The organism is Enterobacter adelaidei (assembly GCF_041937165.1).
Lineage (GTDB): Bacteria > Pseudomonadota > Gammaproteobacteria > Enterobacterales > Enterobacteriaceae > Enterobacter > Enterobacter adelaidei.
In genome coordinates, this window is record NZ_CP154353.1 from 3,516,569 (window position 1) to 3,542,933 (window position 26,365).

Consider the following 26,365-nt stretch of genomic DNA (forward strand, 5'->3'; position numbering starts at 1 on the left):
GTTGGGTTTTACGGCTTTGCCGTTTAATATAGTGTGCTATTGTAGCTGGTCTTAATCGGGAGCAGGAACAGAGTTTCTCCCGGACAAACATTTGAGGAAAGTCAAAACGTCATGACGCGCATGAAATATCTGGTGGCAGCGGCCACGTTGAGCCTGGCTTTGGTGGGCTGCTCCGGTTCAAATGAACAGGTCCCTGACAATCCGCCGAATGAAATCTATGCGACTGCACAACAAAAGTTGCAGGACGGTAACTGGAAACAGGCGATAACGCAACTGGAAGCGTTGGATAATCGCTATCCATTTGGTCCGTATTCGCAGCAGGTACAGTTAGATCTCATCTACGCATATTACAAAAATGCCGATCTGCCGCTGGCTCAGGCAACCATCGATCGTTTCATGCGTCTGAACCCGACTCATCCTAACATCGACTATGTGATGTACATGCGCGGCCTCACCAACATGGCGCTGGACGACAGTGCGCTGCAGGGCTTCTTCGGCGTGGATCGTTCCGACCGCGACCCACAGCATGCACGTGATGCCTTTAATGACTTCTCCAAACTGGTGCGCGGCTATCCGAACAGTCAGTACGTGACTGACGCGACCAAACGTCTGGTGTTCCTGAAAGATCGTCTGGCAAAATATGAATACTCCGTGGCGGAATACTATACCCGCCGTGGCGCATGGGTTGCCGTGGTTAACCGCGTAGAAGGTATGTTGCGTGATTATCCGGATACTCAGGCAACGCGTGATGGTCTGAAGCTGATGGAAAATGCTTACCGTCAGATGCAGATGACCGCTCAAGCTGAAAAAGTAGCGAAAATCATCGCCGCAAACAGCAGCAACACCTGATATTGCCTCAATGTAAAACGGCAGCCCGAAGGCTGCCGTTTTTTTATTCACTCTGGATATAAGCTGAAGCGGTTTAGCCTCAACACATCCTATCAACTATGACCGCAATTTTTACCTTCCACAAGGTAAATCTCACCTCTTCCTGCCCTGCCTCACAAAAAAGATTCCCTGACAAAAACCGACAAAATAACGTGATATAAATCACACATTTTGACATTAGGTCGGGTATGCTGGAATCACCAAGACGGAAAGACAAGAGGTAAAATTTATGACAATGAACATTACCAGTAAACAAATGGAAATTACTCCGGCAATTCGCCAGCACGTCGCAGACCGTCTCGCCAAACTGGATAAATGGCAAACTCATTTGATTAACCCACATATCATCCTGTCCAAGGAGCCGCAGGGTTTCATCGCTGACGCAACTATCAATACTCCAAACGGCCATCTGGTCGCCAGCGCAAAACATGAAGATATGTACACCGCAATTAACGATTTGATCAACAAGCTGGAACGGCAGCTCAATAAAGTGCAACACAAAGGTGAAGCCCGTCGCGCCACAACATCGGTGAAAGACGCCAGCTTCGCGGAAGAAGTTGAAGAAGAGTAATCCTTTAAATTGAGTGTACCGCCAACGCGCCTTCGGGCGCGTTTTTTATTGACAGGGTGAAAACAGTACGGGTACTTTAACGGTATCAAGCACAGGATGATTTCATGAAACTAACGCCGTTTTTCTTCGCATTCTTTTTTACCTTCCCCTGAATGGGAGGCGTTTCGTCGTGTGATAAAGAATGCGAAGACGAACAACAAGGCCTCCCACCCCGGGAGGCCTTTTTTATTGATAACGATAAAACGAGACAGGCAACACTATGACACCGGAAAACCCATTACTGGATCTACGCGTTAAAATCAGCGCGCTGGATGAGAAATTACTGGCGCTGCTGGCAGAACGCCGCTTACTCGCCGTCGAAGTGGGTAAAGCTAAACTGGATTCCCACCGCCCGGTACGTGATATCGACCGCGAGCGTGACCTGCTGGAGCGCCTGATTCAGCTCGGCAAAGCGCATCACCTGGATGCGCATTACATCACCCGCCTGTTCCAGCTCGTCATCGAAGATTCCGTTCTGACCCAGCAAGCGCTGTTGCAGCAGCATCTGAACAAAACCAATCCGCACTCTGCCCGTATCGCGTTTCTGGGTCCGAAAGGTTCGTATTCACACCTGGCGGCACGTCAGTATGCAGCCCGCCATTTCGAAGAGTTTATTGAAAGCGGATGCGCGAAGTTTGCCGATATTTTCAATCAGGTTGAAACCGGCCAGGCTGATTACGCCGTGGTCCCGATTGAAAATACCAGCTCCGGTGCCATCAATGATGTCTACGACCTGCTGCAACACACCAGTCTGTCGCTGGTTGGTGAGCTGACCATTCCAATTGACCATTGTGTCCTGGTCTCTGGCTCCACTGACCTGAGCAAAATCGAAACGGTGTACAGCCATCCGCAGCCGTTCCAGCAATGTAGCCAGTTCCTGAACCGCTATCCGAACTGGAAAATTGAGTACACTGAAAGCACTTCTGCGGCGATGGAAAAAGTGGCGCAGGCAAATTCCCCAACCGTTGCTGCACTGGGTAGCGAGGCCGGTGGCGCGCTGTATGGCCTTCAGGTACTGGAACGAAACCTGGCAAACCAGACGCAAAACATTACCCGCTTCGTGGTGCTGACCCGCAAGGCAATCAATGTGTCCGATCAGGTACCCGCGAAAACCACGCTGCTGATGGCCACCGGCCAACAGGCTGGTGCGCTGGTTGAAGCTCTGCTGGTACTGCGTAACCACAACCTGATCATGACCAAACTGGAATCGCGCCCGATTCACGGCAACCCGTGGGAAGAGATGTTCTATCTTGATATCCAGGCCAACCTGGAATCTTCCTCAATGCAGAAAGCCCTGCGTGAGCTGGGGGAAATCACCCGCTCAATGAAAGTGCTGGGCTGTTACCCGAGTGAAAACGTCGTTCCGGTCGACCCGACCTAACGTTCGATAAAGCGGCTTTTCTTCATTCCTGCCACGCTGACTGGCAGGGTGAAGATGGCCCCGGACAGCGGATATTGCGCTATCTCCGCTTCGTCCATATTTTCCCGGGTGGTCGTTATAAATAACGTCTTCATATCGTCACCGCCAAAGCAGACCATCGTCGGGCAACGAACCGGTAGTCTGTATTCCTCAAGCTGTTCGCCCTCAGGTGAAAATCTGGCGATACGCCAGCCATCAAACAGCGCGGTCCAGTAACAGCCTTCCTCGTCCATCGCAGCACCGTCAGGTATCCCCTCACCTTCCTGAAACCGTCGGAAAACGTCTCGCTTGCCAGGCTCTCCCTGTTCATCCAGCGGCGTACGATAGATAACGCCGTTTGGCGTGTCAGAGGTATACATCCATTGTTTATCCGGACTAAACGCTAAACCGTTGTGCCCATGAATATCACACTGGATCACTTTTGGAGTCAGGTCGTTGTCGATACGCATCAGCAGTGCACCGTTGTAATCACCCGGTCCCCAGAACGTGCCCGCATAGAACCGCCCATGATGATCGGTTCCCCCGTCATTAAAGCGCGCCAGTTGCGGATTAGACGGGTTATCACACACTTTGCGCTGGAGCAGCCCGTGCTTATCGGCAAGCCAGATACCATTGCGAATCGCGACGATAAACCCGCCACGCTCGCGCAGAGCGAAACAGCCCACATCTTCATGGAATGAAAGCACGGTGTGTTCAGCCGTCAGCAGATGATATCGGTGGATCTCCCCTTCCAGAATATCAGCCCAGTAGAGCGCACTCTCTTCTGCACTCCACGTTGGGCACTCAGGCAGATGTCCGGTGTAATTCAACAGTAGCTGCGGTTCAGCCATGACAGTTCCCCAAAATGAAAAAAGCCAGCGTTGCTGGCTTTTAGTATATACATCATCGCATTACTGGCGACTGTCATTTGCCTGACGCAACAACGTACGGCTCTCACTCTGGAAACGCTGTGCGTAATCGCCAAACCAATGCTCCACTTTGCGGAAGCTGTCGATAAACGCCTGCTTGTCTCCGTGCTCCAGCAGCGTAATGGCTTCGCCGAAACGCTGATAATAGCGCTTAATCAGTGCCAGGTTGTTCTCAGACGACATAATAATGTCGGCGTAAAGCTGGGGATCCTGTGCAAACAGACGCCCGACCATCGCCAGTTCCAGACGATAGATGGGTGAAGAGAGGGCCAGCAGCTGTTCAAGCTGCACATTCTCTTCCGCCAGATGCAGCCCATAAGCAAAGGTCGCAAAGTGGCGGAGCGCCTGAATAAACGCCATGTTCTGATCGTGCTCAACCGCGCTGATACGGTGCAACCGTGCGCCCCATACCTGAATCTGCTCCAGGAACCATTGATAGGCTTCCGGCTGACGACCATCACAGTAAACAACGACCTGCTTCGCCAGGCTACCGCTGTCCGGGCCAAACATGGGATGCAGACCCAGTACCGGGCCCGTATGCGCCGCCAGCATCGCCTGAAGCGGACCATTTTTAACAGATGCCAGATCGACCAGGATGCAGTCTTTCGGTAATGGAGGAAGCTTCCCGATAATCTGCTCCGTCACATGGATCGGAACGCTGACGATCACCATTCCGGCATCTTTCATCAGTTCCGGAGCATGTGCCCAATCCTCTTTTTCCAGAATACGCACCTGGTAGCCAGAAAGCGCCAGCATTTTTTCAAACAGACGTCCCATCTGACCGGCACCGCCCACAATGACCACCGGACGCAGGGACGGACAAAGAGTTTTAAAGCCCTTGTCATTTTCACTCGAATAAGATTCCCGCATCACACGACGCAAGACATCTTCAATCAAATCCGGAGAGACACCCAGCGCCTGAGCCTCTTTGCGACGAGAGGCCAGCATCGAGGCTTCACGCTCCGGGACATAAATCGGCAGGCCGTATTTGCTTTTAACCTCACCGACTTCAGCAACCAGCGCCATGCGGCGCGCCAGCAGGTCAAGCAGCGCCTTATCCACTTCATCTATTTGATCGCGTAATGCGGTCAACTCAGCAACCATAACTAACCTCTTAACCCAGACGCGTCGCCAGCTGGCCCTTTAAATCTTTATGGATCTCACGCAGCAGCGCATCGGTGGTTTCCCAACTGATACAAGCATCCGTTACGGATACGCCATGCTTCATTGCGCTACGCGGTTGTTCAGATGACTGATTGCCCTCGTGAATATTGCTCTCAATCATCAGACCGATAATAGAACGGTTGCCATCTTTGATCTGCGCGACCACCGATTCCGCAACCGCAGGCTGACGACGGTAATCTTTGTTCGAATTACCATGACTGCAATCTACCATCAGTGCAGGACGCAGTCCCGCCTGCTCCATCTCTTTTTCACACTGCGCCACATCCGCCGGGCTGTAATTCGGTGCCTTACCCCCGCGCAGGATCACATGACCATCCGGGTTACCCTGCGTTTGCAGAAGGCAAACCTGGCCTGCCTGGTTAATACCGACAAAACGGTGCGGCATTGCGGCGGCGCGCATGGCGTTGATCGCGGTAGCCAGGCTGCCATCAGTACCATTTTTAAAGCCAACGGGCATCGACAGGCCTGACGCCATCTCGCGGTGAGTTTGTGATTCCGTGGTGCGCGCGCCAATTGCGGACCAGCTGAACAGATCGCCCAGGTATTGCGGGCTATTCGGATCCAGCGCTTCCGTTGCCAGCGGCAGCCCCATGCTGACCAGCTCCACCAGCAGACGACGCGCAATCTTCAGCCCGGCTTCCACATCAAACGAGCCATCCATGTGCGGATCGTTAATCAACCCTTTCCAGCCAACGGTGGTACGTGGCTTCTCAAAATAGACGCGCATCACCAGATAGAGGCTATCGCTGACCTCCTCCGCTAATGTTTTAAATCGACGAGCATATTCAATGGCGGTTTCAGGATCGTGAATGGAGCATGGGCCACATACCACCAGCAGACGCGGATCGCGGCCAGCGATGATGTCAGAAATGGTCTGGCGAGAATGCTCAATCTGAGCCTCCTGCGCAACGCTCAGCGGGAACTCTGCTTTCAGTTGATCCGGCGTAATTAAAACCTGTTCGTCAGTGATATGTACGTTGTTCAGCGCGTCTTTTTGCATGATGGCGATCCTGTAAAACTCGTTTGCGATAGTTGTTTTCCTCGAAGAGGTGAAACCACGATACCATAAAAAGTAAACATTTCAATCCAAAATTCGTACACTTTAATTTACACAAGCCAATTTATTGCAAAAATAACGGGATAAAAACGTAAACTTTAAATTACACACCAACTTTCTTTAGCCAGGCTATGCTGAAGAAAAAAGGAGAATGGCTATGCGTTCAATTGCTCTCGCGCTGTTGTCGCTGTTTTTATCGGGTTGCCAGATCAATCCTTACACCTTCCAGCCCGACTGGACCAGTCCATCCTGGTTTGATGCAGGTAAAGAAGACGCCATGAACGGCCTGCCGGTTAAAGATAACCAGACCCTGGCCGATAGTTTTAACGACCCACACGTTGATCGTAGTGAATATCTCCGTGGCTATGCCGATGGCCAGAAAAAAGTCTGTGAAGAAGGTTTTATTCACGCCTGGGGATTAGCAGGCAAATCTTTTCCTGCCAGTTGCGATACTGCCGAAAACGCAGCAAAACTGCATGAGTCATGGCAAAAAGGGATGGATGAAAGTATGCGTTCCAGCAGACTAAATTAAGTCTGTTATTATCCATCGGAAAATAAAGAACAGTAGGATTTAGCTTAAGTCGGTCTCAGGCTATTTCTGACATAATGACGGCTTTGATAAACAATGGTATTCTGCCCGCAACTCTTAAGGACATCTATTTCCGGAGCGATGTGGCGGATTCTGGTGAGAAATTCATTCTTGATCTCTTTTTTCCGACTCACTCTGGTACTAATACTGTTCCTGATGGTGGGCCCAGCGACGGCAGGCGCGCTTACGGAAACGGATAAATCGGTACGCTCGATTGTTTCAGGTATTGTGAGCTATACGCGATGGCCGTCACTAACCGGGCAACCTAAACTCTGCGTTTATGCCTCTTCTCACTACACACATGCACTCAGCAACGAAGAAGGGCAGAACAGCGGGTTACCTTATACTCCCGTTATTGTACATAACGATCGGGAGGCCCTGGCCGCAACGTGCGATGCTATTTATTTCGGGTCAGAATCGCCTGCAAAACAACTTGAATTAATAAGTCAATATCAGGGCAGAGCATTGCTATTAATCTCAGAGCAAAATCCGGAATGTGCTATTGGCAGTGCCTTTTGCCTGATAATCGATCGCGATCAGGTACGGTTTTCTGTCAATCTTGATGCATTGACTCGCAGTGGCGTGAGAGTCAGTCCGGATGTATTAATGCTTGCACGGAATAAGCAGCATGGATAAAGATTTCGCGTCAACACCACGCCCGACGTTTAAAAGAACATTGAGGCGAATCAGCATGATAAGCGTCATCATAACGATGACGTTAATATGGTTATTGCTCTGCTTTGCATCCGTCGTGACATTAAAGCAATACGCACAAAAAAATCTCGAATTAACCGGCGCAACGATGAGCCATAGCCTTGAAGCCTCCCTGGTTTTCAATGATTCGCTGGCGGCCAATGAAACACTTGCCACCCTCGGTAAACAGGGTCAGTTTGCCGTGGCAGAAGTCGTGAACGTGCATAAAAAGCGGTTTGCTTACTGGTCATGGAACCCGGAAGATAATACCGACACGCTGGGCGCGCTGGTCAGCCGCTGGCTTTTCCCCGAACCCGTTTCGCAGCCCATCATGCATAATGGTTCGATGATCGGCGAAATTCGCCTTACCGCGCGTGACAGCCTCATCAGCCATTTTATCTGGATGTCATTTGCCGTTCTCACCGGCTGCATTCTTTTTGCTACCGTCGTCGCGCTCACCATTACGCGATCGTTACATCATGGCATGGTAACGGCCTTGCAAAACATTACCGACGTTGTTCATGACGTACGCACTAACCGCAACTTCTCCCGCCGGGTGAAAGACGGCCGTATCGAAGAATTTCACCAGTTTGGTGAAGACTTCAACAGTCTTCTGGATGAGATGGAGGAGTGGCAGCTGAAGCTACAGGCGAAAAACGCCCAGTTGCTACGTACTGCCATGCACGATCCATTGACCGGTCTTGCCAATCGGGCGGCTTTTCGTAACAGCATCGCGGCATTAATGAACGACATCTCCGCGAAAACAAACTCTGCTCTGCTGTTCCTCGACGGCGATAATTTTAAGTTTATTAATGACACCTGGGGGCATGCGGCAGGCGATTGCGTTCTAATTGAAGTCGCCAGCAGGATGGTTGAATTTGGCGATAAACGTTATCAATCATACCGCCTCGGCGGTGACGAATTCGCCATGGTGCTATACGGCGTGCATTCTGAACTCGAGGTCCAACACATTTCTGCTGCACTATCGCAGCAGTTTATCCGTCCGTTTGATCTGCATAATGGGCACACTGCATCAATGTCACTCAGCATTGGTTATGCTCTGGCGTGGGAAAATACCTCAGTAGAGGCATTACTGGAGCATGCCGACCGCAATATGTATCTGGTGAAAAACCAGCGTTCGAAAACAATATCCTAAAAGGAATACGATATGTTAAAGCGATACTTCGCGCCGTTGTTACTGGCATCACTTGTCCTGGCTGGCTGTCAGACTCCGCCAAAAGGGAAATTCACTCCAGAGCAAATCGCGGCAATGAAGTCATACGGCTTTAACGAATTAAATGGCGACTGGTCTCTGGGGCTGTCGGACAAAATCCTGTTTGATAAAAATGACGCCACACTGCGCCCGGAAAGTGAAACCCAGATCCAGACGATGGCCTCACGACTGGCAGCGACCGGCTTAAACCATGCCCGCATGGATGGTCACACAGATAACTATGGCGAGGATGGCTATAACGAGGCGCTTTCATTAAAACGCGCGAACGTCGTGGCAGACGCGTGGGCAAAAGGGGCAAATATCCCGCGCAGTAATCTCACCACGCAGGGATTAGGTAAAAAATATCCGGTTGCGAGCAACAGTACCCCGCAAGGGCGTGCTGAAAACCGCCGGGTGGCAGTCGTTATCAGCACACCATAAGGTTATTTAGCGGATGATTCGGCGAGCGACACGCCAGTTGCCGCTCGCCAGCGCAGCCAGTCAACCAGAACAAACAGAGCCAGACTCACGCCCATTACTGGCAACGCCAGCCCCAGCAGTATACTGATTATCGCCGTGACGACCTTTCCCCATCCCGAAAGCGCAAGCCAACTCTGACAAAGCGTCTGGACCGGATTTGCCGTCGATTGCGCTGGACGACGCATCCACCACATCCGGTATCCCCAGAGAATTAGCACACACAACGCCAGGCCAAACGCCACAAGCAGCAGCTGATTAACCAGCCCGAATAAGATCCCCATATGGAAATCCACCCCCCAGCGGGTGAGCTTCGCCATCAACGGGAAATCCTCGAAGCGGGTTCTGTCCAGAATCTGCATCGTATTGGGATCAACCGCCACGGCGTCGACCTGAGTCGGCCAGCTGCGATCGATTTCCGTCACGGTCCAGGCTTGACTCTCTGCTTTCGCCGGGCGGATCTCCAGCTTATTGGCCTCAATCCCTGCGTTACGTGCAGCGCTTAACACACCGTCAAACAGAGTCAAATCCATCGCCATTTCAGGCATCATCATTCCGCCGTGATGACCATGATGTTCAGCATGCTCATCCACGATCTCCTGCTGACCGGAAAGTGTCGTGTTCACCTGCGGAGTTAGCCAGTTCATCTCAGCACGCAGCTTATCAACGTTCCCGCCAGCCCATTGAGACCAGGTCAGGCCAGTCGCTGAGAACAGCAGCATCCCCCCCAGCAACGTCCAGCCTAGCGTCACATGCACGCGACGCCGATTCTGGAAACGATTGTTAATTCGGCGTTTTGGTCGGGTATAAAACCACAGGGCAATCCCTCCCAGCGCGGCAACCCACATCCACGAGGCCGCCAGCTCGCTATAGAGCCGCCCGACATCACCCAGCATCAGCGAGGTATGAAGATAATCAATGGTCTGGCGGAGCGGTAAAATGCCGCTGGTGCCGTATACCGTCATATCCCCCAGCACGGACAGGCTTACCGGATCGATAAAAATAGCCCGATTCTCCGACGGCCCAAGGTTCGGGTCAGCAAACATCACCCGGGTGGTTTCCCCTTCAGTCAGCCCCGGACGAACGGCGTGCAAACGCAAATCTGATCCAACCGTTTTTTCCGCCACGGCAATTTGTTCCGCCAGCGGCTGCGGCTCGCCCACGGAACTCGTGTGGAGCGCATGCCGGTAGAGCGCATTTTCCAGCTGTGGCGTTGCCACATACAGCGTACCGGTCAGCGCGGCAAAGAAGATAAACGGGCCGACAAACAGCCCAACGTAAAAATGCAGGCGACGCAGCAGGTTTCCCCATGCCGCGCGCGGAGTGCAGGTAGTCATACTTTTCCTTTTTAAGGCAAAAAGTTATCGATATTTTTTAAAGGGAAAAAGCAGACTGATGCGGCGGCGCGCGGGTATCAGGATAAAGCCAGGGGAAAAAGTGCCAGTGACTGACCGCCTGACGCGGTGGTTTAACGCGAAGCCTCTGCACCACCACGCTAAGCAGAACGATCAGAGCAAGCATCACGCCCGGAACATGCGCTAAAAGCACGCAATAGCCGCACGCTTCCGCATGGTCGACAGGCATCGTGTGCTGCATATCACCATGATGTTCATCCATCGACATCATGCTCATGTCATGGTGCATGCCCGGCATGGCACTCATGGGATCTTTTTGCAGCGAGACGGAGATAAGCGGTGCCACCACGATCAGCAGGATCGCGAACAATGCGGTCAATGCCGCTGCGCGTTTCCAGTTGTGCTGATGCAGTACGTTATCCACTTACCCTCCACGGAAGAGGCAGCATTGTAAATGATTTATGACAAAAGGGTTAACGCGAGAGATGCGATGGGATAAAAAAAGGGCCAGCCTTTCGGCCAGCCCTTTTTAACAGGATGTCGCTTAAGCGAATCTTAGTTCAGACGCTTTTATTCCAACATATTGAAAAAATACGTATTTAAAAAAAACAGAATGTTAGATATATCACAAGTGCAACACGAGGCCATCGTTAACATACTGCATAGACATATAATGGACACTAACACTCAATGATATAGACACTCAGCTAAACATTTTCTCCATCTGTTCATGGAGCTCATGAATCTCATGACTAGTTGGCAAATCCTGTTTTGTTAGTTTTTCGAGCTTTTTACGTGATTCCTCATCTAAGGAGCTCTGGTCTATAGCTGGTGCTTTTTGCTTGAACTTTCTTAATTTTCTTAGAAGAATGTGTTTCGAGCAACATTCATGCATCCACGTAATGAGTAATGGTAAACTTAACGAGATAAATACAACACCTTGATAATAAATAGTTGGAGATAAGGATACGATAAGAAAATCTTTATATTTATAACCAATAAAGAATGTAATTATCATATTAATGAATAAGGTTATGAGATAAATTCTCAAAGATGTATTACTCTTCATATTCACTCATCCCTTCAGTACGAGCATTTTTGATAAATGGCTCGGGATCTTCTTTAAACTCTTTTAGTTCTCTTGACAGCTTTCTCATTGCAAGCATGACGCAAATCAACATTGAAGAAACAGCACCTTCAATATATTTAGAAGCATTAGCCTTCATCCCTACTGGCTGAGTAAAAAATATTTTATGTTTTACCGACACTTCATATACATCAACAAACTCTCTATATAAAACAAGCGCTGGGATTTCCAAGTCAACATTGACTTTATTAGCAATAATATATTTATTAAAAATCATTTGCTCAGACTTATCTTCAAATTTAGGTTGAAGCAATGAACTTATGGAAAAATCTGTCGCACCAAAGCGCTCAACCAATTCATCATCTTCTGTCTTATCAGCAAGTACCTTTTCATCATTAAATGAAATAAAAAAACGTTTACCTTTCCATTCAACAGTAAAGGTTCTACTTGAAATAGGATCATCAACAAATTTAAAAACTGAAGATTGCGACACGGCATCGATTACTTGTTGTTTTGTGACTTTCATTTTTCACTATCCCCACACCCATTTTACAAAATACAATTAACAGACCTGAATCATTTGTTAAATAAAACACGATTAAACTTAAATTTTTCAATATTATTTAATGAATTCAGTGCAACAACCTCCTCCAAATGTTCTGGACCGAAATGTGCATAGCGCATAGTTTCACGAATATTAGAATGCCCGAGTATTCTTTTAAATACTAGTATATTTCCACCGTTAATCATAAAATGGCTGGCGAAGGTATGTCGGAGCACATGTGTTTTTTGGCCATCTGCAAGCTCGATGGCTGTGAGCTTAAGCATTTTTTTGAATTCCTGATAGCAAGGATGAAGGCGCAAGCGTGGTTTTACCTATGTGGCCGATATCAATAACGACGACAGCATCGACCTCAGCATCAGCCTGTTGCTGACAGAGCGAACTCTCGTCAAAGAAGTCGGCACCGAACTGTACGTCGAACATGCACCAGAGCCGCCGGAGCCGGTGACCCGTCCGATGAAGCTCTATGTTCACGGTGAGCTTGTGAGCGAATGGCATGAATGTCTTTAAGCCCTTTGATGACTGGCTAGCCGGATCGATCGCAGCACAGTCACCGGCGAGCCGCCGACGAATGGCCGCAGAGATCGCGAAGACACTGCGTACCTGACAGCAACGCCGCATTAACACGCAGAAAGAGCCGGACGGCACACCCTACGCAGCCAGAAAGCGCCAGCCGGTCAGGGTAAAAAAGCAGGGTTAATCGTGATATGTTCGAAAAGCTTCGCACCAATCGCTTTATGGAAGCTACCGGGCGGGATGATGCGTCCGTGGTGGAGTTTATTGGCAAGGTGCAACGTATGGCTCAGGTGCACCAGCTTGGGCTTAAAGACCGAACGAGCCAAAATAGTCGAGTTGTGCTCTACGAGGCTCGCCCATTACTTGGTTTAAATATTGATGATAGGTATTTTCTTGAAAAGATAATTATTAAGCATTTGAGGTTATAGCTAGTTATTCTTGATTAGAACCTGAATCAACCTAGTAGGACTCAAACATTGACACCTACTCCCACTAGGTTGATTTTTTTATTTTAATGATTGAAAAAATAATTCTTCCAAAATGGTTAGCGATTTACTTTCTCCATGAAATCTAACAAATCCATTTTGAATTTCCCATAAATAATTTCGTATGGTAGCTTAGAGCTGTCATAATCAACTATATCAACTAGGAATTCTTCATAGGTCATGGTTGCGTTCCACTTCGCATAATAACTATTAAAAAGTGACATAATTCTAAGTATCTGACGTTTAGTCTCTCTTTTATTATACCCACCTAATAGCTTGAATAACTTAATATTATTGTCAACATTGGTATTTGTTGCAATGAATCTCACTCTCGATCCTGATTCTTTTTTATAAAGCATGGCCAGAGCTAATGCTTCGATGTCGAAAATAACATGCTCATCTGAACCTTGAATATAAGGGTTTGCATGGGGAGGAGACAAAGTATCTTTGTCTCTCTTGAATAAAGAGTTACATGTATTGCAACAAGGAATAAGGTTATAAATGCTTAATGAAAAAATTGGATATTTTGATTTTGGAAGAAAATGATCAAGAGCCTGCCTATAAACTCTATTCTCATCAGTTATATTTCCAACTTGAGATTCGTTACACATCGGGCAATAATCCAATGCAAGCTCATCACCAACTTTACGAAGTACTTCACTAGGTATGGATTCATAGGACATTATATTTTTTAACTGCCTAACCCATTCAGGAGCTACTTCTAGGTCTATATTTCCATCATTTAAAGTTGTATATATTTTTTTGCAACATGATTTTATTGAGTGTGCATCATTAGAATTATTTAGTTCTGAGATATAAAAATCAACGTAATGACTTTGCAGTCTTCTATTGACAATTGAGATTTCATTTATTGCATCGCTCTTGAGTGCGCATATTCTATTAAGATTTGCATCGCCTCTTAGATGTATGCTCATTATTTCAAGTATCGAAGATATCTCGTTCAGGTCAGTTCCTTTGAAAAATTTTTGGGGGTTGTAGCATTCAGAAATAATAGGATATAGGTTGTTTACTTCCGTTAAAACATCTAACAACTCATTAAAACTCGCAGTTATTATTTTGAGAAAATTTTGGCTCAAGTAATATTTAAATTCACGGTATTCCGCTGTTTCATCATTGTACTCATTTATCTTATTGAGAAACACCATATCAGAAACAATATTATAGTACTCTTCAATGAACTCTGGAGAGAATTTAGTAGGGACTTTAATCATTTTTCACCCCCAAAATATATGTAAGGAATTTATTTTTTATCAGAGAGGTTATATATTCATTGTCGTTAATAAATGATCTGTCATTCTTCCTTTTAACTAACTCTTCTACCTTCTTCAAAACTCTCTCACCAACTGTTGCTTTTAAGAAAAAACCTTGGCTCATGGTTTTTTCAATTGATTCCCCAAAGCCAATTGACTCAAGTGTGCCTGTAACTATTTCTCTATTGTGGCCTCGAGTCAAGGATATTATATCTACAGGTAAGAAGTCAGAAGCAATTATAGGTGAGTGCGATGACATTAGTATTTGAAAACTTATGGTTTCATTGAATTCATTTAACATATCTAATATGTCTGAAAATATTTTACGTTGCCACTCTGGATGCAAGTACAGATCTATCTCATCAAGAAGTAATAGTATTTTTCTTTTATTTCTTGAGGAATTTATTTTATCAATTGAATTATATAGGCTCGAGAAAAGATGTAACAATGAAACTTCCCCACTACTCAACCCATTCCATTCGATGCTAAATAGAGCATCAAATTCTTTAGGCAATGCATTTGACATGCTTATTAAATCCGCAGCGGTTTCGGGTGAGTTTATATAAAAATTCAATTCTAATTCATTTGTTCTTATTTTGTCATTACTGTTAAATAACTTGTATATTATTTCTTGGACGAGGTTAACATCCTTTTTGAGTTTTATGAGTTCTTTAATTACTTTATCTTCATCGGCGACCACTGCGTGATCTTTAATTGTAAATTCTATTTCATTTATATAATTCCGGCCATTGGAGAAGAATAATGCCACTACAAATTTTAAATATAAAAAGTCTGCATTGTGCTTGTCGCTTGTTAATTTTTTAGAAAATGAATAAAGAATGGATGTTAGCGTAAAGAAAATTACATCTGACACTGAGTGAGCTAATTGACGATCGCTTGAAAGCTTACTGAAAATAAAAGAAAAAAATGTTAATCCCCAATTTTTATTTTTGAAATTAGTATAGGACATAAAATCATTATACTTGATAAATTGATATTCTTTTGAAGGGTATCCATATGGGGTTGGTGTGTTATTGTATTTTTCGTAATAATGATTAAAAAGAGAAATAAGCATATCGCCATACTTATTTCTAAAGTCAGAGTCTTTTAATATGGCCTTTGTTCGCTCCGCGCCAGAGAGTGAAAGTCTTGCTAAAATTGATATTTTATCCTGATTTATAGTATCCGGTAGCGATCTACCAGCATTGATAAATTTGGCAATCTTAGCTATTTCTTGTTTTTTATTAGATTTGCCTCTACCTGTATTTGATAATGATATGTCGATAAAGTTTTTAGCTGTGCCCTTTCTACTACCGAATAAGTATGAATTAAAATCAACAGTGTTGTTGGATTTAATCGTGAATATATCATTTTCAGTAAAGAAATCGACGGCGTTATAAATTATCTTGGTGGAGTAATGTGAACTGATATGAGATGGTTGGATTCCTTTGCAAGTTACATATATTTTGTTATTAGAATGCCATACCATAAACCCAGTGTTTTCATTTTCATAATGAAAGTCCTCAATAAAGGTTAAAATGGTGGTTTTGCCCGTGCCATTTTGTCCGATTAATAGAGTTGAAGGAATATCATCATAATATATGTCACGGTCAATGCCTTCGCGGATGGTCAAGCTTTTATGATCATATTTGATTGAAAACTTACTACTTAATTTGATGAAACTATCAAGGACACCATTATAATCCTCGATGTAAAGAGCTATTAATTCCATAGTGCAACCATTCTTAATTGAGTTTTTATATATAATACCCTTTTGATAGGGCTTGTCCAAATTCTGACATAGATAGAGTGATCAGCTTCCCATTGAATCAATAATGGTATGTTTGAAAACGCGCATCTGGCGAATAGCTAGCCGCTTTATTTAAATATTATAGAAATCGCCCCTGCCTTGCAATAAGGGGATCAGATTTGCGCACTAACTTACTGACTGGCTGTTGTCTCATCCAGCATCAAACCCCGTTGAATTGCCGACACGCCCTCTTGGCGGCATCCTCTCCCGCATGAAAACTCAAACCATCCTTCAGGACATTCTGCGCCTAATGCACAATCTGATCCGCACCGGTGTCATCATTGATGATCGACCTCGATTCCGGTCGCTGCCGCGTGCAAACCGGCGGCATTGTCACCGACTGGCTCCAATGGCTGACCTCCCGTGCTGGGCATTCACGCACATGGTGGGCACCTTCTGTGGGCAAGCAGGTGCTCATTCTGGCCGTGGGCGGTGAACTCGATACGGCGTTTGTGCTGCCTGCCATTTTCTCTGATGAGCAACCCGCGCCCTCGACCTCTGCCGATGCTTTTCACATTGTCTTTCCCGACGGTGCGGTTATCGAGTACGAACCCGAAACCAGTGCCTTAACCGTGAGTGGCATTAAAACTGCCGACGTTATGGCATCTGACACCATCACCGCCACAGTATCCGTCGTGCAGGTGATCCCGCCTGAAAAGGGCGGCTTCTGGCTGCGTGAGATGGGGCTTTATGGCGACACCGGCACGCTGGCCGCCGTTGGTAGCATGGCGGAAAGCTACAAGCCGAAACTGGAGGAAGGTTCCGGGCGTGCGCAAACCCTGCGCACGATTATCATCCTGTCAGACCTTGAGTCCGTCGAGCTCGCTATCGATTCATCCATGGAGATGGCAACCCAGGATTCGGCAGTTTTTTTATTGCCTGTGGCTAATGATCACTCATGGACATTACGCGATCTGCGTGGACATTCCGTGAACACTAAAATGAAAAAAGGGATTAGCATTACGCTAACCCCTTGTTTTCTACAAGCTTTCGGATGTTGCGAAAGCGCGTTATTAGTTCAGACGCTCTTTAATACGAGCAGACTTACCAGTACGCTCACGCAGGTAGTACAGTTTAGCTTTACGTACAGCACCACGACGTTTAACAGCAATGCTGTCAACTACCGGAGAGTGAGTCTGGAAGACACGCTCAACGCCTTCGCCGTTGGAAATTTTACGAACAGTGAATGCAGAGTGCAGACCGCGGTTACGAATAGCGATAACCACGCCCTCGAATGCCTGCAGACGTTTTTTGGAACCTTCAACAACCCATACTTTCACTTCCACGGTGTCACCTGGACGGAAGGAAGGTACGTCCTGCTTCATCTGCTCTTGTTCAAGTTGCTTAATAATGTTGCTCATAATTTAATCTCTTATCCTGGGTAAACTGATATTCGGGAGCGTATTACGCATTCCCATCATGTTCATGCTGCTGTTGCGCGTGTTCAGTTTTGAACTCGGCCAGCAACTTTGCTTGCTCTTCAGTCAGAGCCAGGTTTTCCAGAAGTTCAGGTCTTCTAAGCCAGGTTCGGCCCAGCGACTGCTTCAAACGCCAGCGACGTATCCCGGCATGGTTTCCAGACAGTAACACTGCCGGTACTTCCATCCCTTCTAACACTTCAGGACGAGTATAGTGTGGGCAGTCCAGCAATCCATCAGCAAAGGAATCTTCCGTTGCTGAAGCTTCGTGACCCAGAACCCCCGGAATAAACCGGGCGACGGAGTCAATCAGCGTCATTGCGGGTAACTCACCACCGCTGAGAACGTAATCGCCGATAGACCATTCTTCGTCAATCTCGGTTTGAATTACGCGCTCATCTATCCCTTCGTAGCGACCACAGACCAGAATCAGCTTTTGATTCGTCGCCAGTTCGCTCACGCCCGCTTGATCAAGCTTGCGTCCCTGAGGTGACAGATAAATCACCTTTGCGCCTTCACCTGCCGCGGCTTTTGCTGTGTGAATGGCGTCCCGTAAGGGTTGCACCATCATTAACATCCCCGGTCCGCCACCGTAAGGACGATCGTCCACGGTACGGTGCCGGTCATGAGTAAAGTCACGAGGACTCCAGCTCTGGATGCTCAGCAGGCCATTCTTTACTGCCCGGCCAGTTACCCCGTAATCGGTAATCGCGCGGAACATTTCAGGAAACAGGCTAATTATGCCAATCCACATAGCGCCGTCTTTTACCGTTTATCCGGAGAATTTAAAAACCAGGATCCCAATCTACTTCAATGGTTTGAGTAGTGAGATCGACTTTCTTGATAACCTGTCCATCGAGGAACGGGACCAACCGCTCCTTGATGCCAAATGCATCTTTCAGGTTTGCCTTGATGACGAGAACGTCATTTGACCCGGTTTCCATCATATCGATGACTTTCCCCAGGCTGTAGCCTTCGGTGGTAACGACCTGGCAACCCATAAGGTCTTTCCAGTAGTAGTCACCCTCTTCCAGCGCCGGCAACTGCGACGAATCCACGACAATTTCACAATTAGTCAGCGCATTCGCGGCATCACGATCGTCAACGCCTTTCAGCTTGATGATGATGTCCTGATTGTGGTGACGCCAGCTTTCCAGCTCGACCTCTTCCCACTTACCGCCTTTCTGGATAAACCAGGGCTGGTAATTAAAAATGCTATCAGCGTCTTCAGTGGAGGAAAACACTCTGAGCCAACCACGGATACCGTAGCAAGAACCCATTTTTCCCAATACGATCGGTTCAACAGGTGCTTTATTGCTCATCATGACCACCGTGACAGATTAAGCTGCTTTGTTTGCTGCTTTGATCAGCGTAGCAACGCGATCGGAAACAGTAGCGCCCTGGCCAACCCAGTGAGCGATACGATCCAGATCCAGACGAGTTTCTTCTTCTGCGCCAGCGGCCAGCGGGTTGAAGAAACCAACGCGCTCGATGAAGCGACCGTTGCGTGCATTACGGCTGTCAGTCACAACAACCTGGTAGAACGGACGCTTTTTAGCGCCGTGACGTGCTAAACGAATAGTTACCATAACATCCTCTTGTGTGAATAAAACAACCGGGCCCCATCGAGGAACGGAGCCCGGGTGTCATATTAAAAGCCCGAAAATTTTACTCATTTTCGGGCAAAAAGCAATCTCAAAAGCGATTAACGTCCTGGAAAGCCTGGGGGCATCATCCCTTTCATCCCACGCATCATCTTCGCCATGCCGCCTTTCTTCATTTTCTTCATCATGCGCTGCATGTCGTCGAACTGTTTCAGAAGGCGGTTAACGTCCTGCACCTGCATGCCGCAACCGGCTGCGATACGGCGTTTACGGGAACCTTTGATGATGTCCGGGTTAGCACGTTCTTTAAGGGTCATCGAGTTGATGATCGCCTCCATACGCACCAGCACCTTGTCATCCATCTGCGCTTTCACATTGTCAGGGATCTGGCCCATGCCCGGCAGTTTGCCCATCAGGCTGGCCATGCCGCCCATGTTTTTCATCTGACGCAGTTGCTCAAGGAAGTCGGTCAGATCGAAACCGTCGCCTTTTTTCAGCTTGCTCGCCAGCTTTTCAGCCTGCGCGCGGTCAACCTTGCTCTCGATATCTTCGATCAGCGACAGCACGTCACCCATGCCGAGAATACGGGAGGCAATACGATCCGGATGGAACGGCTCCAGCGCTTCAGTTTTTTCGCCCACGCCGAGGAATTTAATCGGCTTACCGGTGATATGACGAATCGAGAGGGCCGCACCGCCACGGGCGTCACCGTCCACTTTGGTCAGGACTACACCGGTTAACGGCAGCGCTTCATTAAACGCTTTCGCGGTATTTGCCGCATCCTGACCGGTCATGGCGTCGACAACAAACAGGGTTTCTACCGGATTGATAGAGGCATGCACCTGCTTGATTTCGTCCATCATCGCTTCGTCAACGTGCAGACGACCGGCGGTATCCACCAGCAGCACGTCGTAGAATTTCAGCTTCGCCTCTTTCAGCGCGGCATTAACGATGTCGACAGGTTTCTGAGCCACGTCTGACGGGAAGAAATCCACGCCAACCTGCTCTGCCAGCGTTTCCAGCTGTTTGATCGCCGCCGGGCGATAAACGTCCGCAGACACCACCAGCACTTTCTTCTTGTGCTTCTCGCGCAGGAATTTACCCAGCTTACCGACGCTGGTCGTTTTACCCGCACCCTGCAGACCCGCCATCAGCACCACGGCCGGTGGCTGAGCCGCCAGGTTAAGCACCTGGTTCTCTTCACCCATCGCCGAAACCAGTTCGTTACGAACGATTTTGACGAACTCCTGACCCGGGGTCAGGCTCTTGTTAACTTCATGACCAACCGCTTTCTCTTTAACGCGGTTGATAAAATCACGCACAACCGGCAACGCCACGTCTGCTTCCAGCAGCGCCATGCGCACTTCGCGCAGCGTTTCCTTGATGTTGTCTTCGGTAAGGCGTCCGCGGCCGCTGATGTTGCGCAGCGTGCGCGACAAACGATCGGTTAAATTATCAAACATTGTCTCTCGCCTGAGTAGAAACGTTGGGCCGCCATGAGCGACACATACACAGAATTTTGCCGGAGTATAACATGAAGGCGCCTTTGTTGTTATGCAACGGTTGGAGCAGGCGTCACGTAACGTTATACTGCTTCTCTTTCTTATTAAGACAACTGTCGATGCCTATATGCCTGTTTTCGCACTGATCGCCCTTGTTGCCTACTCTGTCAGTCTCGCGCTGATCATTCCCGGACTGCTGCAAAAAAACAGCGGCTGGCGGCGCATGGCTATTCTTTCCGCGGTGATCGCACTGATAAGCCACGCCTTTGCGCTGGAATCACGCATCATTCCCGGCGACGGCAGCGTGCAAAACCTGAGCGTCCTCAACGTCGGCTCGCTGGTCAGCCTGATGATCTGCACGGTGATGACCATTGTGGCCTCTAAGAATCGCGGCTGGTTACTGCTGCCGATTGTCTATACCTTTGCGCTGATCAATCTGGCTTTAGCCACCTTTATGCCCAATGAGTTCATTACGCATCTGGAGGCGACACCGGGTATGCTGGTGCATATCGGCCTGTCGCTCTTTGCTTACGCGACGCTGATTATCGCTGCGCTCTACGCCATGCAGCTCGCCTGGATTGACTACCAGCTCAAAAACAAAAAGCTGGCGTTTAACCACGAGATGCCGCCGCTGATGGTCATTGAACGTAAAATGTTCCACATCACCCAGGTGGGCGTGGTTCTGCTGACGCTCACGCTTTGCACGGGCCTGTTCTACATGAAAAACCTGTTCAGCGTGGAGAATATCGATAAAGCGGTACTCTCTATCGTTGCGTGGTTTGTCTATATTGTCCTGCTCTGGGGCCATTATCATGAAGGCTGGCGCGGTCGCCGCGTGGTCTGGTTCAACGTCGCGGGTGCGGGCATTCTCACCCTTGCCTATTTTGGCAGCCGCTTCATACAGCAATTTGCTGGCTAAGAAACAAAGGAGTTCCCCCTGGAACACATCTCTACCACCACGCTGATCGTTACGCTGATCGTCATGGTGGTCATCTCCGCCTATTTCTCTGGCTCGGAAACCGGCATGATGACCTTAAACCGCTACCGGTTGCGTCATCGTGCTAAGCAGGGTAACCGTGCCGCCCGTCGCGTCGAAAAACTGCTCCGCAAGCCGGATCGCCTGATAAGCCTAGTGCTGATTGGCAATAACCTTGTCAACATTCTTGCCTCTGCGCTGGGCACCATCGTCGGGATGCGCCTGTACGGCAATGCCGGGGTCGCTATTGCCACCGGCGTGCTGACGTTTGTGGTATTGGTGTTTGCCGAAGTGCTGCCGAAAACCATCGCCGCGCTTTACCCTGAGAAAGTCGCCTACCCGAGCAGCTTCTTGCTGGCACCGCTGCTGATCCTGATGATGCCGCTGGTCTGGCTGCTGAACATGGTGACGCGCCTCCTGATGCGGATGGTGGGTATCAAAGCAGACGTCACCATCAGTAGCGCGCTCAGCAAAGACGAACTGCGCACCATCGTGAATGAATCCCGCTCGCAGATCTCCCGACGTAATCAGGACATGCTCCTGTCGGTGCTTGATCTGGAGAAGGTGAGCGTGAACGACATCATGGTGCCGCGTAACGAAATCGTGGGTATCGACATCAACGACGACTGGAAAGCCATTGTCCGCCAGCTGACACACTCCCCGCACGGGCGTATTGTGCTCTATCGCGACTCTCTCGATGACGCCATCAGCATGCTGCGCGTGCGCGAAGCTTATCGCCTGATGACCGAGAAAAAAGAGTTCACCAAAGAAGTCATGCTGCGCGCCGCCGATGAGATTTACTACGTGCCGGAAGGAACACCGCTCAGCACGCAGCTGGTGAAATTCCAGCGTAACAAGAAGAAAGTCGGTCTGGTGGTCGATGAGTACGGCGATATTCAGGGGCTGGTGACGGTCGAAGATATTCTGGAAGAGATTGTCGGGGACTTTACCACCTCAATGTCTCCTTCTCTTGCGGAAGAAGTGACCCCACAAAACGACGGCTCGGTGCTGATTGACGGTAGCGCCAACATTCGCGAACTCAACAAAGCCTTTAACTGGCATTTACCGGAAGATGAAGCGCGAACCATGAATGGCATGATTCTGGAAGCACTGGAAGAGATCCCGGCAGCGGGCACGCGGGTGCGAATTGAACAGTACGATATTGATATCCTGGACGTGCAGGACAACATGATTAAGCAGGTGAAAGTCCTTCCCGTTAAACCCCTGCGCGAAAGTATCGCGGAATAATGTTGTAGTGCCGGGCAAGGCGAAACCACCGCCCGGCACTACAGGGCGGCAAATTACGCTTTCGCTTTTGCCACGGTCACCATCGCTGCGCGAATGGTACGGCCGTTCAGGGTGTAACCTTTCTGCATCACGCCCAGCACTTTACCGGCTTCCACCTCTTCGGACTCCACCATCGCAATCGCCTGGTGAACGTTTGGATCCAGCGGAACGTTGGTATCGGCAATCACTTCCACGCCAAACTTACGCACCACGTCGAGCATGGATTTCAGCGTCAGTTCGATACCCTCGATCATCGCCGCGTTGTCCGGATTCGCTTTATCCGCTACTTCCAGCGCGCGATCGAGGCTATCAATCACCGGCAGCAGTTCGTTGACGAATTTCTCCAACGCAAATTTATGCGCTTTTTCAACGTCCAGTTCGGTACGACGACGCAGGTTTTCCATTTCAGCCTTGATGCGCAGAACACCTTCGCGTTCGCGATTCTGTGCTTCTACCAGTTGGGCTTCCAGATTCGCAATTTTTTCATCGCGCGGGTCCACCTGCTCAGCAGATGCGTCTGGCTCTACAGCCTCAACTTCATCGTGCTGTTCCGTGATAATTTCTTCAGGGGCTTGCCCCTCAGGCGTTTTCTGTTCTTTACTACTCATGAATTTCTCCGCGTTTTTCTGCATTCATCTCGCTAACTTCGCTTATTATGGGGATCAGTTTCCGGGATTCAAGGGAACAAGACAGATTGTCATCATTCATCAGGCACAAGGACCTCCAGAAAATGAATAATCATTTCAGGTGTATTGGGATCGTCGGGCATCCGCGTCACCCTACCGCATTGACGACACATGAAATGTTGTATCGCTGGCTGTGTAGCAAAGGCTATGAAGTGATGGTTGAGCAGCAGATTGCACAGGAGCTGCAGCTGAAGAGCGTCAAGACCGGTACGCTGGCGGAAATTGGCCAACAGGCGGATCTCGCCGTGGTGGTCGGCGGTGACGGCAACATGCTCGGCGCGGCCCGCACGCTGGCGCGTTATGACATCAAGGTCATCGGCATCAACCGTGGCAATCTCGGTTTTTTAACTGACCTCGACCCGGATAATGCCCAGCAACAGTTGGCTGACGTTCTGGAAGGCCACTATATCAGCGAAAAACGCTTCTTACTGGAAGCGCAGGTATGCCAGCAGGACTGCCAGAAGCGCATCAGCACCGCGATTAACGAGGTGGTCCTTCACCCCGGTAAAGTGGCGCACATGATCGAGTTCGAAGTCTATATCGACGAAATCTTTGCCTTCTCCCAGCGTTCTGATGGGCTGATTATCTCCACCCCGACCGGCTCAACCGCCTACTCCCTTTCTGCCGGTGGCCCGATCCTAACCCCTTCCCTGGACGCCATAACGCTGGTGCCAATGTTCCCGCACACGCTTTCCGCCCGTCCGCTGGTCATCAACGGTGACAGCACCATTCGTCTGCGCTTCTCCCACCGCCGAAATGACCTGGAGATCAGCTGTGACAGCCAGATAGCGCTGCCGATTCAGGAAGGGGAAGACGTGCTGATTCGTCGGTGTGATTACCACCTGAATCTCATTCACCCGAAAGACTACAGCTATTTCAACACATTAAGCTCGAAGCTTGGCTGGTCAAAAAAATTGTTCTGATTTTGCATCCAGCGCTTTACTGTATATAAAACCAGTTTATACTGTATGAAAACACAGTTATGGTTTTTCATACAGGAAAACAATTATGCTGGCACAACTGACCATCAGCAACTTTGCCATTGTTCGTGAGCTTGAGATCGATTTCCACAGCGGCATGACGGCGATCACCGGGGAAACCGGTGCGGGTAAATCCATTGCCATTGATGCCCTCGGCTTGTGCCTTGGCGGCCGTGCCGAGGGAGACATGGTGCGCATGGGCGCAAACCGTGCCGATCTCTGTGCCCGCTTCTCCCTGAAAGACACCCCTGCCGCCCAGCGCTGGCTGGAACAAAACCAACTGGAAGACGGACGTGAGTGTTTACTTCGCCGCGTGATCAGCAGCGACGGTCGTTCACGTGGCTTTATCAACGGTACGGCGGTTCCACTCTCCCAGCTCCGCGAGCTCGGCCAGTTGCTTATCCAGATCCACGGCCAGCACGCACATCAGCAACTCGTCAAACCAGAACAGCAGAAAGCCCTGCTTGATGGCTATGCGGGTGAGTACGCGCTTACTCAGCTTATGGCAGAACACTATCGCCAGTGGCATCAAAGCTGCCGTGAGCTTGCCCAGCACCAGCAGCAAAGCCAGGAGCGCGCAGCACGCGCCGAGCTTTTGGAATACCAGTTAAAAGAGTTGAACGAATTCAACCCGCAGGCGGGTGAGTTTGAGCAAATCGACGAAGAGTACAAGCGTCTGGCCAACAGCGGTCACCTGCTTTCAACCAGTCAGAACGCCCTCAACATGCTTGCGGATGGCGAAGACGTGAACCTGCAAAGCCAGCTGTATAACGTTCGTCAACTGGTTACCGAACTGGCTGGCATGGACAGCAAACTTTCTGGCGTACTGGATATGCTGGAAGAGGCCGCGATTCAGATTTCAGAAGCCGGTGATGAATTGCGCCACTACTGTGAACGTCTGGATCTCGACCCGAACCGTCTGTTTGAGCTGGAACAACGCATCTCCCGTCAGATCTCACTGGCCCGTAAGCACCACGTTACGCCGGAAGAACTGCCAAATTACTATCAGTCTCTGCTGGGAGAACAGCAGCAGCTTGACGATCAGGCTGACTCGCAGGAAACCCTCTCTCTGGCGGTGAACCTGCATCATGAACAGGCGCTGGCAACAGCGAAACAACTGCATGAGATTCGAGTGCATTATGCCCAAGAGTTAAGTCAGCACATCACCGACAGTATGCACACGCTGGCGATGCCGCACGGCGTATTTACGATCGATGTCCGCTTTGAAGAGAATGTGCTGACGGCAGAAGGTGCGGATCGTATTGAGTTCCGCGTCACCACTAACCCCGGTCAGCCGCTGCAGGCCATCTCCAAAGTGGCGTCCGGCGGTGAGTTGTCGCGTATCGCACTGGCGATTCAGGTGATTACAGCGCGTAAAATGGAAACCCCGGCGCTGATTTTCGATGAAGTGGATGTTGGGATCAGCGGTCCAACGGCGGCGGTAGTCGGTAAGCTGCTGCGTCAGTTAGGTGAATCAACACAAGTCATGTGTGTTACCCACCTGCCACAGGTGGCAGGCTGTGGTCATCATCACTTTATCGTCAGTAAAGAAACCGACGGTGAAATGACGGAAACGCACATGAAACCGCTCGATAAACGTGCGCGTCTACAGGAGCTGGCTCGTCTGCTTGGCGGCAGTGAAGTCACGCGTAATACACTCGCAAACGCGAAAGAACTGCTGGCGGCATAAACTTTTTCGGGATCTCAGGGTCATAGAGAACAACAAAAACGCCGCCAGACCGGTTTCAAAGTGGGGCAAGGTCTATTATCATCGGCATATTACATA

26 protein-coding genes, 5 pseudogenes and 1 other annotated feature are annotated in these 26,365 nt (G+C 49.1%); of the genes and pseudogenes, 16 read left to right on the forward strand and 15 right to left on the reverse strand.

The annotated features are described in order from the left end of the window. Positions 1-111 precede the first annotated feature (111 nt). The 4 genes from bamD (at position 112) to pheA (ending at position 2,879) form a co-directional block, all read left to right on the forward strand. The gene (bamD, locus tag AAHF05_RS17080; RefSeq protein WP_023308867.1) at positions 112-849 is read left to right on the forward strand and encodes an outer membrane protein assembly factor BamD; all 738 of its coding nucleotides are present in this window, start codon (positions 112-114) and stop codon (positions 847-849) included. Positions 850-1,117: 268 nt separating this feature from the next. Further along, positions 1,118-1,459, forward strand: a complete 342-nt coding sequence (gene raiA / locus AAHF05_RS17085) for a ribosome-associated translation inhibitor RaiA (RefSeq protein WP_008502470.1) — start codon at positions 1,118-1,120, stop codon at positions 1,457-1,459. A gap of 103 nt (positions 1,460-1,562) precedes the next feature. After that, positions 1,563-1,688: a sequence feature (Phe leader region), on the forward strand. Then, positions 1,564-1,611: a pheA operon leader peptide PheL gene (pheL, locus tag AAHF05_RS17090; RefSeq protein ID WP_100249759.1), complete on the forward strand. Its 48-nt coding sequence runs from the start codon at positions 1,564-1,566 to the stop codon at positions 1,609-1,611. Its footprint overlaps the feature before it by 48 nt. Positions 1,689-1,718: 30 nt before the next feature. After that, positions 1,719-2,879 (forward strand): bifunctional chorismate mutase/prephenate dehydratase, encoded by a 1,161-nt coding sequence (gene pheA, locus AAHF05_RS17095; protein ID WP_374936390.1) that lies wholly within the window; start codon positions 1,719-1,721, stop codon positions 2,877-2,879. On the opposite strand, the gene AAHF05_RS17100 is transcribed toward pheA, so the two are convergent. The 3 genes from AAHF05_RS17100 to aroF are packed head-to-tail and all read right to left on the reverse strand — an operon-like array spanning position 2,876 to position 6,011. Further along, positions 2,876-3,748, reverse strand: a complete 873-nt coding sequence (locus tag AAHF05_RS17100; RefSeq protein ID WP_129325451.1) for an SMP-30/gluconolactonase/LRE family protein — start codon at positions 3,746-3,748, stop codon at positions 2,876-2,878. The two genes, pheA and AAHF05_RS17100, sit on opposite strands and share 4 nt — an antisense overlap. Positions 3,749-3,808: 60 nt before the next feature. Further along, positions 3,809-4,930, reverse strand: a complete 1,122-nt coding sequence (tyrA, locus tag AAHF05_RS17105; RefSeq protein WP_129325452.1) for a bifunctional chorismate mutase/prephenate dehydrogenase — start codon at positions 4,928-4,930, stop codon at positions 3,809-3,811. 10 nt (positions 4,931-4,940) lie between these two features. After that, entirely contained in the window at positions 4,941-6,011 is a 1,071-nt protein-coding gene (aroF, locus tag AAHF05_RS17110; protein ID WP_129325453.1) for a 3-deoxy-7-phosphoheptulonate synthase AroF, read from the reverse strand. Between the two features lie 214 nt (positions 6,012-6,225). Here aroF and AAHF05_RS17115 point away from each other — a divergent pair, with 214 nt between their 5' ends. The 4 genes from AAHF05_RS17115 to AAHF05_RS17130 all read left to right on the forward strand — a co-directional run bounded on the left by AAHF05_RS17115 (position 6,226) and on the right by AAHF05_RS17130 (position 9,004). Further along, complete coding sequence (locus AAHF05_RS17115) at positions 6,226-6,600, forward strand: DUF2799 domain-containing protein (RefSeq protein WP_028016728.1); 375 nt, start codon at positions 6,226-6,228, stop codon at positions 6,598-6,600. A gap of 138 nt (positions 6,601-6,738) precedes the next feature. After that, on the forward strand, positions 6,739-7,293 hold the full coding sequence (locus AAHF05_RS17120; protein ID WP_206737126.1) for a YfiR family protein: 555 nt from the start codon (positions 6,739-6,741) through the stop codon (positions 7,291-7,293). Further along, entirely contained in the window at positions 7,286-8,506 is a 1,221-nt protein-coding gene (gene dgcN, locus AAHF05_RS17125) for a diguanylate cyclase DgcN (RefSeq protein WP_129325455.1), read from the forward strand. The genes AAHF05_RS17120 and dgcN overlap by 8 nt, the downstream gene beginning before the upstream one ends. Before the next feature lie 12 nt (positions 8,507-8,518). Further along, positions 8,519-9,004 carry an OmpA family protein gene (locus tag AAHF05_RS17130; protein ID WP_049007932.1) on the forward strand — a complete coding sequence of 162 codons (486 nt, stop codon included), beginning with the start codon at positions 8,519-8,521 and terminating at the stop codon, positions 9,002-9,004. A gap of 2 nt (positions 9,005-9,006) precedes the next feature. Here the strand turns inward: AAHF05_RS17130 and AAHF05_RS17135 are convergent, their stop codons facing one another. From AAHF05_RS17135 to AAHF05_RS17150, 4 genes and pseudogenes are all read right to left on the reverse strand, one after another. Continuing rightward, positions 9,007-10,377, reverse strand: a complete 1,371-nt coding sequence (locus AAHF05_RS17135; protein ID WP_129325456.1) for a PepSY domain-containing protein — start codon at positions 10,375-10,377, stop codon at positions 9,007-9,009. A gap of 37 nt (positions 10,378-10,414) precedes the next feature. Then, on the reverse strand, positions 10,415-10,819 hold the full coding sequence (locus AAHF05_RS17140) for a DUF2946 domain-containing protein (RefSeq protein ID WP_129325457.1): 405 nt from the start codon (positions 10,817-10,819) through the stop codon (positions 10,415-10,417). Between the two features lie 634 nt (positions 10,820-11,453). After that, entirely contained in the window at positions 11,454-12,008 is a 555-nt protein-coding gene (locus AAHF05_RS17145) for a hypothetical protein (RefSeq protein ID WP_129325458.1), read from the reverse strand. 50 nt (positions 12,009-12,058) lie between these two features. Next, a pseudogene (locus AAHF05_RS17150) lies at positions 12,059-12,334 on the reverse strand (tyrosine-type recombinase/integrase); the annotation flags it as partial. Between the two features lie 7 nt (positions 12,335-12,341). Between AAHF05_RS17150 and AAHF05_RS17155 the strand changes: the two are divergent. Together AAHF05_RS17155 and AAHF05_RS17160 are read left to right on the forward strand one after the other, a co-directional pair. Continuing rightward, positions 12,342-12,554: pseudogene (locus AAHF05_RS17155) on the forward strand (phage tail protein); the annotation flags it as partial. After that, positions 12,541-12,988 (forward strand): annotated as a pseudogene (locus AAHF05_RS17160) (phage virion morphogenesis protein). The pseudogenes AAHF05_RS17155 and AAHF05_RS17160, both read left to right, overlap by 14 nt. 116 nt (positions 12,989-13,104) lie before the next feature. On the opposite strand, the gene AAHF05_RS17165 reads toward AAHF05_RS17160, so the two are convergent. Together AAHF05_RS17165 and AAHF05_RS17170 are read right to left on the reverse strand one after the other, a co-directional pair. Beyond that, the gene (locus tag AAHF05_RS17165) at positions 13,105-14,277 is read right to left on the reverse strand and encodes a hypothetical protein (RefSeq protein WP_129325461.1); all 1,173 of its coding nucleotides are present in this window, start codon (positions 14,275-14,277) and stop codon (positions 13,105-13,107) included. Next, a complete protein-coding gene (locus AAHF05_RS17170) occupies positions 14,270-16,048 on the reverse strand; it encodes an AAA family ATPase (RefSeq protein ID WP_332617057.1) in 1,779 nt (592 codons plus the stop codon). Before AAHF05_RS17170 ends, AAHF05_RS17165 begins: the two co-directional genes overlap by 8 nt. Positions 16,049-16,337: 289 nt before the next feature. Here AAHF05_RS17170 and AAHF05_RS17175 point away from each other — a divergent pair. Next, a pseudogene (locus AAHF05_RS17175) lies at positions 16,338-16,770 on the forward strand (phage baseplate assembly protein V); the annotation flags it as partial. Further along, positions 16,768-16,926: pseudogene (locus AAHF05_RS17180) on the forward strand (phage tail protein); the annotation flags it as partial. The pseudogenes AAHF05_RS17175 and AAHF05_RS17180, both read left to right, overlap by 3 nt. A 213-nt stretch (positions 16,927-17,139) precedes the next feature. On the opposite strand, the gene rplS reads toward AAHF05_RS17180, so the two are convergent. From rplS to ffh, 5 genes are all read right to left on the reverse strand, one after another. After that, positions 17,140-17,487 carry a 50S ribosomal protein L19 gene (rplS, locus tag AAHF05_RS17185; protein WP_002914145.1) on the reverse strand — a complete coding sequence of 116 codons (348 nt, stop codon included), beginning with the start codon at positions 17,485-17,487 and terminating at the stop codon, positions 17,140-17,142. A gap of 43 nt (positions 17,488-17,530) precedes the next feature. After that, entirely contained in the window at positions 17,531-18,298 is a 768-nt protein-coding gene (trmD, locus tag AAHF05_RS17190; protein WP_028016734.1) for a tRNA (guanosine(37)-N1)-methyltransferase TrmD, read from the reverse strand. 31 nt (positions 18,299-18,329) lie between these two features. Then, positions 18,330-18,869, reverse strand: a complete 540-nt coding sequence (gene rimM / locus AAHF05_RS17195; RefSeq protein ID WP_049007936.1) for a ribosome maturation factor RimM — start codon at positions 18,867-18,869, stop codon at positions 18,330-18,332. 15 nt (positions 18,870-18,884) lie between these two features. Then, positions 18,885-19,133 (reverse strand): 30S ribosomal protein S16, encoded by a 249-nt coding sequence (gene rpsP, locus AAHF05_RS17200; protein WP_003863133.1) that lies wholly within the window; start codon positions 19,131-19,133, stop codon positions 18,885-18,887. Between the two features lie 116 nt (positions 19,134-19,249). Beyond that, positions 19,250-20,611: a signal recognition particle protein gene (gene ffh, locus AAHF05_RS17205; RefSeq protein WP_008502496.1), complete on the reverse strand. Its 1,362-nt coding sequence runs from the start codon at positions 20,609-20,611 to the stop codon at positions 19,250-19,252. Positions 20,612-20,777: 166 nt separating this feature from the next. Here ffh and AAHF05_RS17210 point away from each other — a divergent pair, with 166 nt between their 5' ends. Then, positions 20,778-21,569 (forward strand): inner membrane protein YpjD, encoded by a 792-nt coding sequence (locus AAHF05_RS17210; RefSeq protein ID WP_032666789.1) that lies wholly within the window; start codon positions 20,778-20,780, stop codon positions 21,567-21,569. 18 nt (positions 21,570-21,587) lie between these two features. Continuing rightward, complete coding sequence (locus tag AAHF05_RS17215) at positions 21,588-22,874, forward strand: HlyC/CorC family transporter (RefSeq protein WP_028016737.1); 1,287 nt, start codon at positions 21,588-21,590, stop codon at positions 22,872-22,874. Between the two features lie 53 nt (positions 22,875-22,927). Here AAHF05_RS17215 and grpE read toward each other — a convergent pair whose 3' ends face one another. Continuing rightward, the gene (grpE, locus tag AAHF05_RS17220) at positions 22,928-23,521 is read right to left on the reverse strand and encodes a nucleotide exchange factor GrpE (protein WP_164989132.1); all 594 of its coding nucleotides are present in this window, start codon (positions 23,519-23,521) and stop codon (positions 22,928-22,930) included. A gap of 122 nt (positions 23,522-23,643) precedes the next feature. On the opposite strand from grpE, the gene nadK reads away from it, so the two are divergent. Next, the gene (nadK, locus tag AAHF05_RS17225) at positions 23,644-24,522 is read left to right on the forward strand and encodes an NAD(+) kinase (RefSeq protein ID WP_008502500.1); all 879 of its coding nucleotides are present in this window, start codon (positions 23,644-23,646) and stop codon (positions 24,520-24,522) included. Positions 24,523-24,607: 85 nt separating this feature from the next. Next, positions 24,608-26,269: a DNA repair protein RecN gene (gene recN / locus AAHF05_RS17230; protein ID WP_129325469.1), complete on the forward strand. Its 1,662-nt coding sequence runs from the start codon at positions 24,608-24,610 to the stop codon at positions 26,267-26,269. The last annotated feature ends 96 nt before the right edge of the window (positions 26,270-26,365 follow it).